General features: G+C 56.7%; 15 protein-coding genes. 7 read left to right on the forward strand and 8 right to left on the reverse strand.

Features of this window, described 5'->3' with window-relative positions; all coding sequences use genetic code 11:
- Positions 1–28: 28 nt before the first annotated feature.
- Complete coding sequence (gene repB / locus G6L28_RS13720; protein WP_174064390.1) at positions 29–1,057, reverse strand: plasmid partitioning protein RepB; 1,029 nt, start codon at positions 1,055–1,057, stop codon at positions 29–31.
- On the reverse strand, positions 1,054–2,268 hold the full coding sequence (repA, locus tag G6L28_RS13725) for a plasmid partitioning protein RepA (RefSeq protein ID WP_174064391.1): 1,215 nt from the start codon (positions 2,266–2,268) through the stop codon (positions 1,054–1,056). Before repA ends, repB begins: the two co-directional genes overlap by 4 nt.
- Positions 2,269–2,652: 384 nt before the next feature.
- Between repA and G6L28_RS13730 the strand changes: the two genes are divergently transcribed.
- Positions 2,653–4,059 carry an FAD/NAD(P)-binding protein gene (locus tag G6L28_RS13730; protein WP_174064392.1) on the forward strand — a complete coding sequence of 469 codons (1,407 nt, stop codon included), beginning with the start codon at positions 2,653–2,655 and terminating at the stop codon, positions 4,057–4,059.
- Positions 4,060–4,204: 145 nt separating this feature from the next.
- Here G6L28_RS13730 and G6L28_RS13735 read toward each other — a convergent pair whose 3' ends face one another.
- Both G6L28_RS13735 and G6L28_RS13740 read right to left on the reverse strand, forming a co-directional pair.
- Positions 4,205–5,539 carry an aspartate aminotransferase family protein gene (locus tag G6L28_RS13735; protein WP_174064393.1) on the reverse strand — a complete coding sequence of 445 codons (1,335 nt, stop codon included), beginning with the start codon at positions 5,537–5,539 and terminating at the stop codon, positions 4,205–4,207.
- A 467-nt stretch (positions 5,540–6,006) separates the two neighbouring features.
- Complete coding sequence (locus G6L28_RS13740; RefSeq protein ID WP_174064394.1) at positions 6,007–6,762, reverse strand: GntR family transcriptional regulator; 756 nt, start codon at positions 6,760–6,762, stop codon at positions 6,007–6,009.
- 124 nt (positions 6,763–6,886) lie between these two features.
- Here G6L28_RS13740 and G6L28_RS13745 point away from each other — a divergent pair, with 124 nt between their 5' ends.
- The 6 genes from G6L28_RS13745 to G6L28_RS13770 are packed head-to-tail and all read left to right on the forward strand — an operon-like array spanning position 6,887 to position 14,480.
- Positions 6,887–8,206, forward strand: a complete 1,320-nt coding sequence (locus tag G6L28_RS13745) for a M20 family metallopeptidase (RefSeq protein WP_234902572.1) — start codon at positions 6,887–6,889, stop codon at positions 8,204–8,206.
- A gap of 12 nt (positions 8,207–8,218) precedes the next feature.
- Entirely contained in the window at positions 8,219–9,769 is a 1,551-nt protein-coding gene (locus G6L28_RS13750) for an ABC transporter substrate-binding protein (RefSeq protein WP_174064395.1), read from the forward strand.
- A gap of 59 nt (positions 9,770–9,828) precedes the next feature.
- Positions 9,829–10,776 (forward strand): ABC transporter permease, encoded by a 948-nt coding sequence (locus G6L28_RS13755; protein ID WP_174064396.1) that lies wholly within the window; start codon positions 9,829–9,831, stop codon positions 10,774–10,776.
- Positions 10,769–11,593: an ABC transporter permease gene (locus G6L28_RS13760; RefSeq protein ID WP_174064397.1), complete on the forward strand. Its 825-nt coding sequence runs from the start codon at positions 10,769–10,771 to the stop codon at positions 11,591–11,593. Before G6L28_RS13755 ends, G6L28_RS13760 begins: the two co-directional genes overlap by 8 nt.
- Before the next feature lie 9 nt (positions 11,594–11,602).
- A complete protein-coding gene (locus G6L28_RS13765; protein WP_174064398.1) occupies positions 11,603–13,234 on the forward strand; it encodes a dipeptide ABC transporter ATP-binding protein in 1,632 nt (543 codons plus the stop codon).
- Between the two features lie 22 nt (positions 13,235–13,256).
- A complete protein-coding gene (locus tag G6L28_RS13770; RefSeq protein WP_174064399.1) occupies positions 13,257–14,480 on the forward strand; it encodes a M20 family metallopeptidase in 1,224 nt (407 codons plus the stop codon).
- A gap of 116 nt (positions 14,481–14,596) precedes the next feature.
- Here G6L28_RS13770 and G6L28_RS13775 read toward each other — a convergent pair whose 3' ends face one another.
- The 4 genes from G6L28_RS13775 to G6L28_RS13790 are packed head-to-tail and all read right to left on the reverse strand — an operon-like array spanning position 14,597 to position 19,313.
- Positions 14,597–15,757: a M20 aminoacylase family protein gene (locus G6L28_RS13775; protein ID WP_174064400.1), complete on the reverse strand. Its 1,161-nt coding sequence runs from the start codon at positions 15,755–15,757 to the stop codon at positions 14,597–14,599.
- An 18-nt stretch (positions 15,758–15,775) separates the two neighbouring features.
- Positions 15,776–16,753, reverse strand: a complete 978-nt coding sequence (locus G6L28_RS13780; protein WP_174064401.1) for an ABC transporter ATP-binding protein — start codon at positions 16,751–16,753, stop codon at positions 15,776–15,778.
- Positions 16,750–17,751, reverse strand: a complete 1,002-nt coding sequence (locus G6L28_RS13785) for an ABC transporter ATP-binding protein (protein WP_425292678.1) — start codon at positions 17,749–17,751, stop codon at positions 16,750–16,752. The genes G6L28_RS13780 and G6L28_RS13785 overlap by 4 nt, the downstream gene beginning before the upstream one ends.
- The gene (locus G6L28_RS13790; RefSeq protein WP_174064403.1) at positions 17,748–19,313 is read right to left on the reverse strand and encodes a gamma-glutamyltransferase family protein; all 1,566 of its coding nucleotides are present in this window, start codon (positions 19,311–19,313) and stop codon (positions 17,748–17,750) included. Before G6L28_RS13790 ends, G6L28_RS13785 begins: the two co-directional genes overlap by 4 nt.
- Position 19,314 lies beyond the last annotated feature (1 nt).

The following is a 19,314-nucleotide window of genomic DNA, read 5'->3' on the forward strand; positions in this document are numbered from 1 at the left end:
TTGTTTACATCAAGGGTTCAAACAAAAATCACTGCTTGGAGCGATGCTCTTCGAACAGTGACTGTAGATGTTCCAGAACGAATTCTGCGAATTCCGGTGCTTCCTTACGGTCGATGGAAATATCCACCTTGCGGTCCGACTCCACGATTTTCGCCAGCTTCTGACCACTGGGCGAAGACCAGACGCCGGTACGCTTCGGTTGCGCCTTCGGCTTGAGGAAATCGAGAAGGGCCTTGAAACGCTCTTCAGAAGGAAGGTTGACGACGCTCTGATCGGCCAGATAAGCACGAGCGGCTTCGTTGACCTTGGAGGAGGACAATTGCTCGGCAAGGTCCATCCAGTTGCGACGGCCGACGCCAGGTGCTGGTCCAACCATATCAACGATATCGTCAGGGATGCGTCCGACGACCGAAAGCATGTTCGACAAGTCGCTCTTGTAGAGAGACATGGCAGCCATGATCGTGTCTCGTGAGAACCGCAGCTGAAGCTTCTGGGCAAAGCGTGCTTTCTCGATGTAGCTCAGGTCGCGGCGTTCATTGTTTTCCTGCCCCTGCGCAACGACCAACTGCTCGTCAGTGAGTTCACGAACGACAGCGCGAACAGGGATACCAATTTCCGCGACAGCGCGCAGACGGCGATGACCGAAAGCCACCTGGTAACGGCCTGGATAATCCGGATGGGGGCGAACAAGAATTGGCACCTGCTGGCCCTGCTCGCGGATGGCCTCAACCAGGCCGGTATCGTCCTCTTTGGACGCAGGCATGCGGTCTGGAATGAAGGAAGGATCGATGTCCGACGGGTCGAGGGAGACGATGGACAGGCCTTCCGCCAGCTTCTTTTCGATTTCTTCTGCGCGCTTGCTGCGTTCGGAAACTTCGTTCAGCGACTGGCCAATCATCCCGACGGGAGAATTGACGATATCCGTGACTAACTCTGGTGAGCCGAGAATCGGGCGAATACGCGGACGGGAGCGCTCAACCGGAGCAGCCGCCGGGTCATTCTTGACGTTTTCAGAGTTGCCGCTGCCGAGATTGGCGAAGATCTGTTTCCTGCTCATGCGGTTCTACCCCAAGCTTTTCTGATTAGGCTTTCTATTTCGGCATTGACGTTCGTCATGGATTCCAGCGCCCGGTCATAAGTCGAGCGCGTAAACTGGGTGCGCTCCACTTCGAACAGTGTCTGGTTCGTCAGACCGGCATCGGAGACGGCGGTGCTTTTCAGCATCGGATGAATGAGTACGTTTTCTCCGAAGATGGAACGCAGGAATGCGACCATCTGGTTTTGCGGTCCATCGCTCGGTTCGAAGCGGGTCACGAGATAGCGCATCCAGTGATAATCGGAGCGAGCCCCTGCCCTGCCGATTTCGGCCAGCAGATCGCCGGTCATTGCCAGAAACTGGTTCATCGACATTACATCCAGCATTTGCGGATGGACGGTAACGAGAACGGACGTGGCTGACGTTAGGGCAGACAGCGTCAGATAACCGAGCTGCGGTGGGCAATCGATGACAACGACGTCGTAGAAATTCTGCACTTGGGCAATGGCCTGGCCGATGCGGGCAAAGAACAGAGTGTCGCCCGGCGCACGACGCATCAATGCGCGCGGCGTATCGTGCTCGAACTCCATCAGCTCGAGATTGCCGGGAATGATGTGCAGATCGGGAATATAAGTTCCGCGGACGATTTCGGCGACGGGACGCTGTTCTTCATCGTAGCGGATTGCGCCATATAAAGTCTCGTTTGGCCCAACGTCCAGTTCCGGCTGGTGACCGAACAGGGCAGAGAGACTTGCCTGCGGATCAAGATCGATAGCGAGTACGCGGTAGCCGCGTAGCGCCAGATATTGCGCGAGGTGAGCGGACGTTGTGGTTTTGCCGGAGCCACCCTTGAAGTTCATAACCGCGATGACTTGCAGGTCTTCGCCTTCTCGACGGTGGGGAAGATACCGCCTTCCACCGCGCGCGCCTTGATCAAGGAATTTGCGGATGGCGTGGATGTCCTCGACAGAATAGCTGCGACGCCCGCCGCTTTGAGACGCATTGAGGTCAGGCAGCTCCGATGCGATCTGGCGGAGATAGGCTTCTCCAATCCCGATCAGCTTTGCGGTTTCAGACGGAGAGAAATGACGCATGGTCTTTTCGGCAAGCGGCGCAAAAGTATTCGCGTTATGCGCCTGCAACTGTGCAGACAGCGCGGCTGAATGCTGTAGAATGAGCCCTGTCAAATCAGGTGCTCTTTCAGCAGGGTTTGTCTCGCCGCTTTGTGTCATCTCACTCGTTTCCGTTCGTTTTGTCAGTTGCGTTTTTTACCGTTAAAAACGGTTTTTACCGCAACTGGAATATAAGCGCCGATTCTCTTTTGGGCGCAATAGCCATTCTTCAGACTCAAACATGAATCTTTTCAGCAATCTAAGCCGGCTAATTCGTCGTTAGCCGCGGCTAACCGCCCTATGAAGATGGCAAGTTCGGCTGTCGATTGCGACTCGCATCGGATACCTTGCTATCAATCTCCCGTTTCAAGCTCGAGTGCGAAGCGCAAGCGGAGTGCGACGGTAGTAATCATGGTAACACCCGTCCTACATAGTCGATGAGTATCATTTGATTTTCTGTCCCGCTTGCGCTCTTCTGGGTCGAGGTGAATGAGGAGATAGATCATGTTTTACGACGTGGCCGTCATCGGCTCGGGGTTCTCGGCGATTAGTGCCGCCATCAATCTTCTTCGCCTCCTACCGGAGCAAGCATCAATCGCCATCGTGGGAGATGAATCCGGGTTCGGCAGAGGGACAGCCTATCGGACGGAACTGCATCTGCATCGCCTCAACGTGCCAGCGGCCCGCATGAGCGCATTTGCGGATAGACCGAGCGATTTCCTGGAATGGCTGGAGAAGCGTCAGTCTTCGGTAGACGCAGGTGGGTTTGCGTCTCGGCATGACTATGGGCTTTATCTCAGAGACACGCTCGCTTCACTTATGCGGGCGCAATCGCAACGGGGGAGGGTGGACTTCATCAAGGCCAAAGCCGTGACCTGCAACTCTGTTGGGGAAGAGCTCTCGATATTCTGCCTGAATGATGGTCGCACGCTTGAGGCGTCTAATGTTGTTCTCTGCCTCGGTGTCGGAACTGCAAGTTTGCCGCGGCTAACTTCTGAACCGGATATTGCGCTGCTGCGTCGTGTCGTGCGAAATCCCTGGCGGCTGGGGTGGCTTTCGAAAGTGCGCCCGGACGATACGGTCTGTATTTTGGGGTCCGGACTGACAATGATCGATCAGGTGCTTTCGCTTCGAAATATGGGGCATACCGGGAAGATACATGTACTCTCCCGCAGGGGGCTTGCACCTCACGGCCACAGTCGCACTCCCGTTCATACCGTTGAGCCTGCGTTGGATATAAAGAAGCCGGAGATCAGCCAGATACTGGCCGCCTTGCGAAGGCAGGTGAGGGAAGGGGCTGACTGGCGCGCCGTTATGGATGGTTTGCGGCCAAGAACGCAGAAGCTATGGCAGCAGCTTGGCCCAGAGCAGCGGGGACGGTTTCTTCGACATGCCCTGGCTTGGTGGAACATTCACCGGCACCGCGTGGCTCCACAGGTGCATGATGTGTTCAGTAAACTCCTAGATGATGGCACAGTGACTATTCATGCGGGTTTCGTACATAAGATCGCTCGTGCGACCGATGGCAACGAGTTGACCTACAGAGTGCGCGGTTCGCAGAAGGAGGAAACTCTTTCATTCGATTGGCTGGTAAACTGCACGGGCATGGAGCGAGCTGGCATTGGTCACTCGCCGCTGCTGCAGGATATGAACGCCAAGGGTCTGGTGGAAATGGATCCCCTCGGCCTTGGCATTCAGGTCGATGGGCATTCGGCTATCGTCAACAGCCACGTATCTCGCTGTAACGTGTTTGCGGTTGGCGCCTTGACAGCAGGGCAGTTTTGGGAAATTACTGCTGTACCGGACATAAGAGTACAGACTCTTCAAGTCGCTGAGCGAGTCGCTGAAAATCTCGCTCCAAAAGCTGCCGATAGCGATCCATCCGACCTAAAATTTCTTCATACAAGGTGATGAAAGAGAAGCTTGATTTAGCTTTCTGCGGTTGTGATTTTTATTGTGAAATCAAAGCCGTAGCAACGACGGCAGTTTGAATAAAATACACTGTTTCAAATATGGAGCGGCAAGGTTTGCCGCTCCAGACTTTTGCGAATAGTCTTCATGCCACGCGCTTGAGAGCGTCTGAAATGATGGAAACGATAGTGCCGATCTGCGCTTCTTCCACGATCAGAGGCGGAGAAAGCGCAATGATGTCGCCAGTCACGCGGACGAGCAAACCCTTATTGAAGCAGTCGACGAAGGCGTCGTAGGCGCGGGTTCCCGGCGCTCCCTCTCTCGGTGCAAGTTCTATGGCACCGACCAGGCCGAGATTACGGACATCGACCACATGCGGAGCATCCTTCAGAGAGTGAAGGGCGTTTTGCCACGTCTCTGCAAGATCGGTGGCCCGCGTCAGCAGTCCTTCTTCCTCATAAATCTCCAGTGTGGCGATGCCAGCGGCGCAGGCAACCGGATGGCCGGAATAGGTGTAGCCGTGGAAAAGTTCGATCTGGTTTTCAGGCCCCTGCATCAGCGCGTCGTAGATAAATCGCTTCGCGTAGACCGCACCCATCGGAATGGTTCCGTTGGTGATGCCTTTGGCCGTGGTGACGAGATCCGGCACGACGCCAAAATAATCCGTGCCGAAAGGTTTGCCGAGGCGTCCGAAGCCGGTGATGACCTCATCGAAAATCAGGAGAATGCCGTACTTGTCGGCAATGGCGCGCAGCCGCTCCAGATATCTCTTGGGTGGAAGCACGACCCCTGCCGAGCCCGACATCGGCTCAACGATGACGGCGGCAATGGTTTCAGCGCCGTGCAGCGCGACGAGCCGCTCCAGATCCTCTGCCAGTTCGACGCCATGTTGCGGCAGGCCTTTGCTGAAAGCATTGCGCTCGACATCCAGCGTATGGCGCATGTGGTCTGCCGGGATTTGCGGGAAGACGCGGCGATTATTGACGAGACCGCCGACCGAGATGCCACCGAAGCCGACACCGTGATAACCTTTTTCACGACCGATGATGCGGGTACGGGTGCCCTGACCAATAGCGCGCTGATAGGCGATTGCTATCTTAAGCGCAGTATCGACGGATTCGGAGCCGGAGCCCGTGAAGAAAATGCGATCGAGCTGAGCCGCTGCGCCACCCGGGGCGTTAGCCGCGAGCTTCTCGGCAAACTCGAATGCGATCGGGTGACCCATCTGGAAGGTAGGGGCGAAGTCCATGGTGGAGAGCTGTCGCTCGACGGCCTGTGCAATGCGCTTGCGACCATGACCGGCGTTGACGCACCATAGTCCAGCAGTGCCGTCCAAAACCTTGTTGCCATCGACGTCGGTGTAATACATCCCGTCCGCACTGGCCAATAAACGCGGCGACGCCTTGAACTGCCTGTTTGCCGTGAAGGGCATCCAGAAGTTCCCAAGGTTGGGCATGTTGGTTTTGCTCTGGTGGTCCATGGTATTCCCCTGCTGAAGATTGGGCATCATTCCGCGACTTGTACGTCGAAACAAGCCTTTTTTCGTATGCCTAAGCCCTTGTCTTCATGTGTCGCCCAGCCGTGTCTGCGGCATAGCGAACACCCTGAAAGCAAAATGTGTCACTGACTGCGGTTATCGGTAGCAGGTTGCGTCAATTCCACTCCATTCACAAGCTGTCGCGGCGCGAGCTTGGCGAAAGGGTAGGGGAGACATCTAACTCAATGATTTTATGTCTAATTTGCATCGACAACCTGTCGGTTGGTGCGCTGAGGCGATTTTCGGAGGCTATACCGTTTTGACTGGCAGAGTCTTTCGCGTCTGCACTTCAACAATCGGAAGTGATCACTCCCTACCGACGAAGGTAGGTATCGACACGATCAAATCGGCTTGGCGGCAGCATAACGGTCAGTGGTCAATCTCTGTCCAGCGACAAGACACTGAACCTATCACTGAATTTCGTTGACGTACCGGTGATGGGCTGTCGTTGCCCTGTGTTCGGAATAGAGAACGGGAACGGCGACCTGATCATATGCAATTTCCTCAATCGTCAGGACCGCTGCCGGCCGCTTGAGATTGAGCCATTTCTCGTCCTCCTCGTTTGCGAGGTCGGCTGCTACTTGTTCCCTGATTGCTGAGATCCTGATCCCGTACTTCTCCAGAAGATGCAAATAGAAGAGTGGGGGCATGTCTTCCGGCGTGTCCGGCAAATCGGGCACCCGTTCACGAGGAAGCGTAAGCGTCTCATGCATGATCGGGGAGTCATCCAAATAACGGATGCGATGAAAATAGATCACCGGTGTACCCACAGAAATCTGGAGCTTTTGAGCGTCTGACCTCGATGCGCTCGCATTCGTAATCGATGTCACTTTCGTAACCGATTTGCCGAGCGAACCGTCAATCCCGTGCAGGCGAAAGTACTGGAAAAAAAGGCGCAGGCTGTGCTGGGGTTTTCGCCCTGTGACAACAGTTCCCGTCTTGCGACGCCTGCTCAAGAGACCGTCATTCGTTAAATCCATCAAAGCTCTTCGCACGGTACCCACGGCCACACCGTACATCTGCGACAGAGCAATCTCGCTCGGCAAAACGGCGCCGGGGCCGAACTTACCAATCATGATGGCCTCGGTGATTTCTCGCTTCACAACTTCGTAAAGCGGAAGCGTGATTTCCGAGAGCTTCATGGAGGGTGATGAATTATTGTGCATTTCGTCCACGCGATTGCCTTTTCTTTGGAGTTGACTCTTCGCCACTCTCTGCGCAGTATTACTATATAGTTTATATTAAAGAGCAACCTTCCTGCTCTTCCGCTGTCGTCTTGAAGAGGACTGGATGAAAGTGAAACACGCCGCGTCAAAAAGCGAGACCTTCGCTTCTGCATTAGCGCTTATCGAAAGCGACATTGAAACGGCGGTTTCCAATCTGTCCAGAATGGTTTCAATCGACACCTCTTTCCCTCCGGGGCGCGGCTATGCTGCTTTCGCCGATTTGATGGCTGAACTTCTCAAGCCATTGGGGTTCGATGTTGAACGCATCGAAGTTCCCCGTGAATTGTGGTTTGTGGAAAACGGACCAGCCTATGGCGATCGCGTCAACGTCGTCGCGCGCAAACGAAGCGGACGACCGGTTTGTGGACTTTACTACCATGTCGACACCGTGCCGGTAGCGCCAGGCTGGAAGCGTGATCCCCTGTCACTGACAATCGAAGCCGACAAGCTATTCGGTCTTGGTGCTGCCGACATGAAAGGTACGATCGCTGCGACGCTTCTCGCACTAAGCGCTGCAGAAAAATCCGGATTGCCACTCTTCTACGACCCGATGATGCTTCTGTGCACGGATGAGGAAGGCGGCCTTTATCCTGGAATCCGGTATCTTGCAGAGCAAAAAATGCTGGAAGGGCATATTCTGAACTTTAACGGTTCAGCTGCGCCTCGCATTTGGGCCGGTTGTTTTGGAGTTTTCAATCTTCAGATCACAGTCAGCGGGCATGCCGTCCACGCTGGTGAAGGCAATCGCACCGGAAACGGTGTGAATGCGATTGATGGTTCTCTGCCCATCCTGAACGCGCTGTCAGCCATGAAGGCACAAGTCGCGACGAAGGCTTCAAGCCTTGCGCCGCCGCCGCATGCGACTGGACCGCTGCGGCCATCATTGAATATCGCTGCCATAAACGGCGGCACGGCCGGAGGTCAGGTCCCAGCCGAGGTGAAAATACTCGTGTCTCGCCGTTACGCGCCAGAAGAGTCCTTCGATGAGTTGCGCTCCGAGCTGGAACAACAGGTGCTGGAGTGCGTCGCCGGATCTGATCTGAACGTAGACTTCGACCTCGTCGGCCACCTCATTCCGACCGAAGATCCCGATGGACCTCACTGGCCACGCTGGCAAAAGGCATTGAGCGTCGGGTTCGGGTACAGCCAGGACGACTTCAGCAAGTGGGGAGCGGCCAGTTGTTCCGACTTCGGATATGTCCAGAAGGCGGGCTTTGGACCCGAGGTGCTGCTTGGAGGCCTAGGGCGTCCGGAAAGCTGCATCCATAGCCCCGAAGAACACACCACCCGTCAAGACATCGTGGCACTCGCCAAGAGTATCCTTGCCTATCTTGCGGCGGATTTCGCCGCTGAAGACATTCCAGAAAACGCAACACAATCATAAGGGAACAATGAAATGCTGGAAATTAAACGTCGTGCCTTTCTCGCAGGAACCGCTGCCATTTTTGCAGCTCCCGCGCTCGGATTCGCTCAGTCCGCAGCCCCGCTCAAGGGTGGCATTCTCAGAGTGTCGGTCGATCAGGCGGTCAGCGTAATCCACCCTTTGCTGACCCGTGTTACGCCTGAGTACCTCGTCACCGAACTCCTCTACAGCAACCTTACCCGGCTCAAGGTGGACATGTCCGTAGAAGCGGATCTGGCTGAAAGCTGGAGCCCGAATGAAGGCCTGACCGAGTGGACATTCAAGCTGCGCGAGGGCGTCAGTTTCCATGACGGTTCGCCGCTGACATCGAAAGACGTCGTTGCGACCTTCAAGGCAATCCTTGATCCTGCCACCGCTTCGCCCGGTCGCAACAATGTCGGTCCCATTGCCGATGTGATTGCAGCCGATGACCTGACAGTCGTCTTCAAACTCTCCGGCGCCTATGCCGACCTGCCGGTCGCAATGGCCTACACAAATGCCCGGATCATCCCGGCCTCCATCGCGACGGGTGATCTCAAAAGCCTGTCGACGAAGGCCGTGGGAACGGGTCCGTTCAAGCTTGTTTCCTATGAAGCGGACCGCCTGATCGTCGTCGAGCGCAACGAAAAATACTATGATCCAGCGCGTCCTTATCTGGATCGTGTCGAGATAAAGGTCTTCCCCGATACCTCTGCGGAAAGCTCTGCCCTATTGGCAGGCGATATCGATATCGTCTCCACGATTCAGCCGCCCGAATTCATGCGCGTCGACGGCAGCGATGGCGTAGAGACGCTGAGAACGCCTTCCGGCCAGTTCTGCAACATCAATTTCGGTTGCGATACGGCACCGTTCGATGACCCCCGTGTCCGTAAGGCGATCGCGCTGACGGTCGATCGCGAAGCCATGGTCGGATTCGTGACCGAAGGATTTGGCACTGTTGGCAACGACACGCCGCTCAACCCTTCCTATCGCTTCTTCACGCAGGTCGCACAAAGACAGAAGAATATTGAAGAAGCCAAAAAGCTTCTGGCCGAAGCAGGCCACGCAAATGGCCTGGAAGTGACGTTGATTGCTTCCGACCGGCCAGCAGTCAGAACCCAGCTCGCCGTGGCGATGCGTGAAATGGCAAAGGAAGCCGGCATCACGATCAACGTGCAGACCATGCCACATGCCACCTATCTGGAGCAGGTCTGGAAGAAGGGTAGCTTCTACGTCGGCTTCTACAACATGCAGCCGACACCGGACGGCATCTTCAAGCTGCTTTACACCTCCGATGCCGCCTGGAACGAGACACGCTGGAATAACAAGGACTTCGATGCTCTCGTCACGGAAGCGCGCGGAACGGCGGATGAAGGGAAACGTACCGAGCTTTACACGAAGGCTCAGGAGATCATGAACGACAGCGTTCCCTCCATCATTCCCTGCTTCTTCGATGTTCTTGCGGCGAAACGCTCCTGGGTGCAGAACTTCGAAGCGCATCCACGGGCATCCGTTTTCCGGCTCGACCATGCTTCCCTGACCGACAAGGCTCCAAAACGCGGTTGATGACGCCTGCCTGCCGGGCGTGAAAATCACGTCCGGCTGACTTTGATAGGAACACGCTCTTGTCTCCCAGTTACATCTTCAAGCGGCTGGTGATGATCTTGTACACGCTCGTTGTCGTGTCGCTCATCGTCTTCGCGATAACGCAAATACTTCCAGCCGACGCTGCCGTCATGATGCTGGGCGAAAATGCCACCAAAGACGCTCTCGACGCATTGCGGGCGACAATGGGACTGGATCAGCCCATTTGGCAGCAATATCTGACGTGGCTCACGCATGTGGTGCAAGGGGATCTCGGTACATCGCTTCGAACCGGTCAGCCTATTGGTCCCGTCATGTTTGAGGCGCTTGGCCGCTCGCTGCTTCTGGCATTCCTGTCGATCAGTCTCATGCTCATCATCGCAATTCCGCTCGGGATCATCGCGGCGATCCGGCGCGGCAAATTTGCCGACATGCTGGTGAGCCTGATCTCCTACGCAGGCGTCGCCCTGCCGGAATTCGTGACGGCAACGGTTGCCGTTCTCGTGTTCGCAGACTGGATGAAGTGGTTGCCGCCAACGGGCTATGTTCCACTGACGGAAAATTTCGCCGATGGTATCGCGCATCTGGTGCTGCCGGTCTGCGTCATCTCGATCATTCTGATCGCGCACGTATCGCGCATGGTTCGCTCCGAACTCGTGGACGTGCTGCACACCGACTACATCCGTGCCGCCCGGCTGAAGGGAATGTCGCGGGGCCATGTTCTGCGCCGACACGCGTTGCGCAACGCACTTTTGCCGACCATCACCATCGTTGCGCTTGATGTCGGCTATCTTCTCGGCGGCGTGATCGTCGTGGAAGAGATATTCGCAATTCCCGGCATCGGTCGCCAGTTGATCGTTGCCATTCAGGCGCGCGATCTGCCTGCCATTCAGGCAGGCGTACTGATCATGGCCGCCACCTACTCCATCGTCAACTTTATCGCCGACATCCTCTATGCCTGGCTCGACAAGAGGATCCAGTATGACTGAGTTCTTGAAACGACTGCTCAAGACACCCCAGGGCGCCATTGGCATTACCCTCGTCGTTCTGGTTTTAATCGTCGTCGTGTTCGGGCCGACACTGGCACCCTACGACCCTGAAAAGCTCGCGCCGCTTGCCCGCTACAAAGGGCCGAGCATGGCCTACTGGCTGGGAACCGACCAATATGGCCGCGATATTTTCAGCCGTCTGCTGATCGGAGCGCGTGCAACCGTGGTGATGGCCGTGCTGGCAACCATCGTTGGCACGTTGATCGGAGCACTCATCGGAACGGCGTCCGCTTTTCTTGGCGGTAGAGCCGATGAACTGATCATGCGCACCATAGATGCCGTCATGTCCATACCCAGCCTGCTGTTTGCGCTACTGGTCGTCAATTTGCTCGGCTCCAGCACCATCAATGCGTTGATCGCCGTTGCCATTGCTTTTGCACCCGGCATGGCGCGCATTACCCGCAGTGTGGCGCTCACGGTTCGCAGGCAGGACTATGTCAATGCCGCCGTAGCGCGCGGCGAAAGCTCAGGCTACATCATCGGTCGCGAGATGTTACCCAACGTCATTGCGCCGATCATTGTCGAAATGACGATACGCGTTTCCTTCGCCGTGATGCTGTTTGCAACGCTCAGCTTCCTCGGTCTCGGGGCTCAGCCGCCTGCTGCCGAATGGGGCCTGATGGTCTCCGAAGCGCGCAGGTACATGCACATGTCAGCTGGCATCCTGATCTGGCCAAGTGCGGCGATCGCGATCGTCGCTGTCGGTTTCAACCTTCTGGGCGACGGTCTTCGCGACGCTCTCAATCCGCGAACCTGAGGTGGAACAATGGCTAATGTCGAGAACAAACCGGTCATCTCAATCGAGAACTACTCGCTTGATTACGATACGCCGAATGGTCCTTACCATGCGCTGAAAGATATCAATCTTGCGATCCACCGTGGAGAAATCCTGGGGCTTGTCGGTGAGAGTGGCTCAGGCAAAACCTCGCTTGCCTGGTCCATCATGCGCTACTTGGCTAAGAACGCGCACGAGCCTTCGGGTCGGATTTTGCTGGGCGGTGAAAACTTGCTCGAAACGTCTGAACGGCAAATGGAAGCCATTCGCGGCAGGCGCATCAGCATGGTCTTCCAGGACCCGAGCACCTCGCTTAACCCTACTCTTCCTCTCGGTACCCAGCTGGCGGAAGTTCTTGTGCGGCACGCCGGACTGACACGGCAGCAGGCCTGGAAGGAAGGGGAGGTGAGGCTGGCCCATGTCGGTCTGAAAACGCCTTCACAGATGATGAACCGCATGCCGCATGAAGTCTCGGGCGGCGAAAAACAGCGCGTCGTCATCGCATCCGCCTTTGCCTGCAATCCGGAATGCATCATATTCGACGAGCCGACGACCGCGCTCGACGTAATCACGTCCCGCCAAATTCTCGATTTGTTCGTAGAGTTGCAGTCACAAACGGGCGTGGCCTCCCTCTATATTTCTCACGATCTGGCACTGGTTGCCCGCACCGCTGGCCGCGTGGCCGTTATCAAGCGCGGAGATATTGTTGAGCAGGGAACAGTTCGAGAGATTTTCAGCAATCCCCAGCAGGCCTATACGCGGGAGTTGATCGCTGCGGTACCAGATCCCGCCAGACGTCTGGTCAAGGATGATATTATCGTCACCGAAAAGCCGTTGGTGAAGGTCGAGAATGTCAGCGTGCACTTCGGCCGCAAACCTTTTTTTACAGCCTTGACCGGTAAGAAGGTCAATCGTGTAACGGGCAACAATGCTGTCAGCCTCAGCGTTAGTCCCGGCGAAATTCTGGGTATCGTCGGAGAATCCGGATCGGGTAAATCCACCCTTGCCAAGGCAATGACGGGGCTCAACCGCTTTGAAGGCAAGATCGTCTTCGATGGGCGCGAGATCAAAAATCTCGGCGATATGGATAATGCCTATCGAAAGGATGTGCAGATCATCTTCCAGCATCCTGACGCTTCCCTCAATCCTCGCCAGAAGATTTCCGAAATTCTCTCCAGACCTCTGAAACTGTTTGGCGATCAGGCAAATCTCGAGCAGCGGATCGGGGATATGCTGGAGCAGGTACGTCTGCCGCGCACCCACGCGAACCGCTATCCGCACCAGCTCTCGGGCGGAGAAAAGCAGCGTGTGGCGATTGCCCGCGCCTTTGCCTCGAAGCCGAAACTCGTTATCTGCGACGAGATCACCTCTGCTCTCGATGTATCCGTGCAGGCGTCGGTGGTGGAACTGCTGCTGGAACTGCAGAAAGCAAGCGGTACGGCTTACCTGTTCATTACCCACGATCTCAACCTCATTCGCCAGATCGCTCACCGTATTGCCGTCATGTATCGCGGGGATCTGGTCGAAGTCGTGAAGGCAGAGGAGATCGATAGCACTGAGCGGGCCGAATATACCCGCAACCTGATCGCAGCCGTGCCTCGCGCCGCCGCACAGTACAATTGATTATATCGCAAGGAGCATGACAATGGACCCGAAATCCCTCGTGGAACGGATCGACGAAAAGGCTTGCCTCGATTTCCTCTCGCAGATGGTTCAACACAAGAGCCACTCGGAAACCGAGGGTGAGAAGGATCTCGCCCGCTGGATGGCCGCGGAGCTGGAAAAAATCGGTGTGGAAGCCGAGCTTCAGCCGTTTGATGAGGGGCGTCGCTTCAACACCATCGGTCGCCTGAAAGGCGAGGGTGGTGGCAAAAGCCTGCTGTTCAACGGCCACCTCGATACCAACCCGGTCACCGAAGGCTGGACGGTCGATCCTTACGCAGGTCTGGTCGACGACACGTTCATTTACGGTATCGGCGTGTCGAACATGAAAGCGGGCGATGCTGCCTATTTCTGCGCCGTCAAGACGCTGCTGGAGGCTGGGATCAAGCTGAAAGGCGATGTGATCCTGACCTTCGTTGTCGGCGAGTTGCAGGGTGGCATCGGGACGCTTGCGGCGATTAAAAACGGCGTCAAGGCGGACTATTTCATCAACAGTGAGCCCAGCGACCTCGTGGCTGTGACGATGCACGCCGCAGCGCTCAGCTACGTCATAGAATTGACCGGCGACACCCGCCACCTTTCAAAGCGCGAGGAATCCGTCGACGCGATTGCCGCCGCATGCGATATCATCCCGCGCATCAACGCCATGACATTCAGCGGAGCAAAGAGCGACGTTCACCGCTCGATCAACCGTGGTCACGTTGGTGTCGTGCATGGCGCACTCGGTCGTGATCTTGAAGAATGGCGGCCACCGCAGGTCGCGGATTTCGTGCGTCTGAAGGGCTCGTGCCGCTATGCGCCCGGCCAGACCCAGGAAGGCGTACTCGAAGACCTTGAACGGGAGTTGCGTGCGCTGGAGGAACGGTTCCCCGGCCTGAAAGCAAAACTCGTCCCCGAGCTCATCGAAGGCCGCCCTCTGATGCCTCCATTCGAGGTCTCGCCTGAATCGCGCATCGTAAAATCGATCAATGCGGCCTATGAGGCCGTTCGCGGCGAAAAGCAGCCGACCGGCGCGATCACGCCGACGCGTTTTTACGGCACAGATGCAGGACATCTGTATCACGAACTTGGTATGGAGGGCATCGTTTGCGGGCCGGGCGGGCGGTACAACACCATGCCGGACGAGCGGGTCGACATTGTCGACTTCCTCGACATGATACGCGTCTACATGCTGACCATTTTGGATATCTGCGAAGTCGCGCGATAATTGCTCAGTGAGCGCAGGCCATTGTTGCCCTCGAAAAGAGCTGAATGATGAGTGTGTCTAAGGGCGGCGAAGTGTCAGCGCCGCCCTACGCAGGCTTTATACGCTCGACGGGCAAGTCACTGGCGTATTAAACTCCTGGCTTCCACGACCGATGCAAGAGTGGCTGCGCCCACTGGAATTATGTCATCGTCGAATTTGTAAGCTGGATTATGCAGCGGAGCGCTATTTTCCTGGCCAATGAAAAAATAGGCGCCCGGAACGATTTTCAACATGTCGGCAAAGTCTTCACTCGCCATGAAGGGCGGGCATTCCGCGTTCACATGACCGCTTCCCAGCAGCGAGCTTGTGATATCAATGACCGCCTGTGTCTGAACAGGGTGATTGTTCAGCACCGAAAAAACGTCGCGGATGTCGACCTCAATCTCGACACCATAAAGTTCTTCGCAGCCTCGTGCAGTTTGAAGCATCCTCTCGCGAGCCAGCAAGCGAGTGTCCTCGTCCAGCGCCCGGATCGTTCCACCCAGTTCCACCACGTCTGGTATGACGTTGTAAGCAGATCCGGCTGATATCTTTGTCACCGAAATGACGGCGGACGAAATGGGCGAGATGTTTCGCGAAACTATCGTCTGAAGCGACTGAATCAGCGTGTTCATGACAATGACGGGGTCAATCGTCGTATCGGGCAAAGCCGCGTGACCTCCCTTGCCCTTGATGCGGATATCGAAGAAGTCGGCCCCTGCCATGGCAGGGCCCCTTGAGATTGCAACCGTTCCCTTGGGATGATGAGGTGCGTTGTGAAGCGCATAGATTTCATCACACGGGAAACGTTCGAACAGACCGTCGGATATCATCGCCCGCGAGCCGCCCAGTCCTTCTTCAGCGGGCTGGAACACGAACATTGCAGTCCCTGCAAAATTCCGGGTTTCCGAAAGGTAGCGGGCAGCTCCGAGAAGCATCGTCATGTGTCCATCGTGCCCGCAACCGTGGAACCGATTGTCGTGGCGAGACCGATAGGGGAGATTGGTCAATTCCTGCATCGGCAAAGCATCCATGTCCGATCGCAGCGCAATCGTTGGGCCTTCACCATTTTTCAACAACCCCACCAGGCCGGTCTTGCCGATGCCCCGATGCACTTCGACGCCCATGGCCTGCAAATGCGTTGCCACGACATCTGACGTTCGCTCTTCTTCAAACCCGATTTCCGGGTTCGCGTGGAGATCATGACGGATGGCGATAAGGTCGGGAAGAAACCCCGTAATGTGATCGATGATTGACATGCACTCCGTTCCTTCAAGCTATCCGCGTCGCTCGTGGCAGGCGACATCTGTTCCGCTGGTCGTCGGCTCAAGTCGAGGCCGATCTGTCCAGCATCGTTCCACTTTGATAGGACAGCGGGTGACAAAAGGACAACCGGACGGCGCGGCAAGCGGGCTTGGAATTTCACCCGACAGAACGATCTTCTTGCGTGCTCTTTGCGCCACCGGGTCCGCCAGCGGAATGGCCGATAGCAGCGCCTCGGTGTAAGGGTGGCGTGGTGCGCCATACACGTCATGCGTCTTGCCGCGTTCAACGATCGTGCCGAGATACATGACCACCACCTCGTCGGCGATATGGCGAACGACCGACAAATCGTGAGAGATGAACAAATAGCTCAGGTTCAGCTCTCGTTGCAGTTTCATCAGGATATTGAGAGCCTGCGACCGGATCGAGACATCGAGGGCCGATACGGGCTCGTCACACACGATGAGCTTGGGCGATAGGGCAAGCGCCCTGGCAATCACCACGCGTTGCCTTTGACCACCCGATATCTCGTTGGGGAAACGGCTGGCCTGCGTGGCTGAAAGACCGACCATCTCCATGAGTTCGGCCACGCGCTTGGCGCGATCCGCACGCGACCAGCCACGGATTTTCAGTGGTTCGCCAATGCTGTCGGCAATCGACATTTTGGGATTGAGTGCGGCACTCGGATCCTGAAAAACGATCTGCATCTCGTTTGAGATGAGGTCGTGTCGCGCTTTGGGATGCAGGGAACCCAGAGGCTTGCCATCGAAATGAATTTCGCCGCTGGTGACGGATGCAAGACCCAGAATTCCGTACCCGGTCGTGGACTTGCCGCACCCGCTCTCGCCAACAAGCGCAAGCGTCTTGCCGCGCTCGATGTCCATCGAGACGCCATCCACGGCCTTGAGGACAGCGCGTCCGCCGGATGCTGCGGGCTGGCTGACATTAAAATGTATCTTGAGGTCTTTTACGGAGAGAAGGGGTGAAGTCATGCCAGTTCCACCGTTCTTTCAGCGTGCCAACATTCACGCAGGTGAGTGTCTGCGCCTATGGCGTAGCCATTCGGCGCAGGTTCTGTGGCTGGCTGTGTTTCGCAGATCGCATCGCTCAAGGGACAGCGATTGCGGAAACGACAGCCAGCAGGCCAGTTGCCAACATCGGGAACGGTGCCTTTTATGGTGTTGAGTTCTGTTTTGCGTGTCCCTGAAAGCTTGGGGATCGTCGTCAGTAGAAGTTTTGTGTAGGGATGCGCTGGCGCGGCAAACACGTCGTCCACCAAACCGGTCTCCACAATTCTGCCCGCATACATGACCGCCACGCGGTCAGCCATCTCGGCGACGACGCCCATGTCGTGGGTAATCAGCAGGATGGACATGCCGGTTTCCTGTCGGAGATTTTTCATGAGATCGAGAATGGACGCCTGGATGGTCACATCGAGCGCCGTCGTCGGCTCGTCGGCAATCAGAAGTTTCGGCTTGGAGATCAGCGCCGCCGCAATCGAGACACGCTGGCACATGCCGCCGGAGAGCTCGAATGCGTACTGGCTGTAGCGTCGTTCAGGGTCGGAGATGCCCACGCGACGCATGATCTCGATGGCAATCTCTTTGGCTTCGGCCTTGCCGGTTCCGCGATTGAGAATGAGCGCTTCCGCGATCTGATCACCGACATGCATCAGCGGATTGAGCGCGGCAATCGGCTCCTGAAAGATGGCGGACATGTTGGCGCTGCGAAAGGCTCGCCGGTCTTTTGAACTTAAGTTGCTGACATCCTTATCGGCAATCCGCAGATTTCCCTGCATCTTGGCCGCGTCTGGTAAAAGCCCCAGAATGGACAGTGCCGTCATGCTCTTGCCACAGCCGCTTTCACCGACGATGGCCAGTATCTCGCCTTGCTGTATCGAAAGGTCGATCCCATCGACAATCGCGGCACCATCGATGCTGACGCGCAGCCCTTCCACATTCAACAGCGGCGCCGATTGTCCAACCATCATGTTGCCTCCCTGCCGGTCTCGCCTTCAGCCGCCACATGTGCCCAGGGGCTGTAGGGGTGCGCCTGGCCGACGCGCATGCCGTCGCTTCTGATCATCACGGCCGACGGGATCGCAAAATTGACCGGGTAGAGCGCGTTGTCGACAATCTCCACCGGGTAGTGTTCGGATACGGCAGCGGCGATGTCGTCGGCATCGCGCTGATCGATCTTGATTGTCGGCGTGCTGCTGTCGATGCGGGGGCGATGAAATGCCTCTTCGAGCGTCAACCCGTAATCGACAACGTAGGAGACAAGCTGCGTCAGCGCCGGGAAAATCTGTCGACCACCCGCCGCACCGATGGCCATGAATGGCTGTTTATCCTTGCGCAGTACGAGCGGGCACATATTGGCAAGCGGCTTCACACCTGCGGCGATGGAGTTCGGGTAGCCCGGACGCGGATCGAACCACATCATGCCGTTGTTCATCAAAAAGCCTGTTTCCGGCAGGGCGACCTTCGATCCGAACCGCGACAGAAGCGTGTTTGTCAGCGAGACCATGTTCCCTTTCGCATCGACCACGCTGATATGGCTCGTGCAATCGCCATCCGGGGTCGCCGCCTGTCCCATTGTGGTCAGCCGTTTCTTATAGGACGTGCGTGCGGCCGTGGCATAGGCAACGGCCGAGGTCGCATCCGGCATCTTCTCGGCCGAAAGAGAAGTTGCAAGCAACTCCATCGCGTCGATAAAGCTGGGTCCGCCGCTCAATCCCGGCATCACATTGATTTCGACCCCACGGTAATCCATCGTCCTGGGTTCGACCCAGCGCGGCTGATAGGAGGCGAGATCTTCCAGATCGATCGGCGAGCCACCCGCGTTCAGGTCACGCACCAGACTTTTGGCGATATCGCCTTCGTAGAAGTCACGCGCACCCACCTCCGCCAGTCGCCTTAGAACCTTGGCCTTGGCGTTCATGGGACGATAGACGTCTGCGGCACGGTCCGAAGTGCGGGGCGGTTTTCCGTTCTCCATGAAGAGATCCGAGGTCGTCGGGAACGTCGACAACGTTGCCCACTCGGTCGCGATACAGAAACACGCATACCAGTCCATCAGCAGACCGCGCTCGGCGTGCTCTATGGCAGGTGCCAGTGCCTCGGCCCAGCTTAATGTTCCAAAGCGCCGGAGTGCCTCGGAAAAGCCTGCGATGGTTCCCGGAACGCAGATGGATGAGTAGCCGATGAGGTTGCGGTCGTCTTTCACGCTCGGCCAATTAAACCAGTCGCCGCCTTGGTCGCCGGTGATCGGATAGCTCTCCGGGTCCAGTCTGCGCGATGATTTCACGCCGAAATCCAGACCATGGACCTCGCCCGTTTTCACGTCCGCATGGAGCAGAAACCCACCGCCGCCAATGCCCGAAAGCCAAGGCTCCACGATGCTCAGGACAAGGCCGGTAACGACTGCGGCATCCATGGCGTTTCCGCCTTCTGCCAGAACATTCGCCCCGGCTTCCGCCGCGAAACGGTTTTGGGCCGAAACGATGCCGGCGCGACTTTCGACGGAAGGCTTCTGTATTGTCCAGGTCTGCATA

Origin of the sequence: Agrobacterium larrymoorei (assembly GCF_013322225.1) — a bacterium.
Lineage (GTDB): Bacteria > Pseudomonadota > Alphaproteobacteria > Rhizobiales > Rhizobiaceae > Agrobacterium > Agrobacterium larrymoorei_A.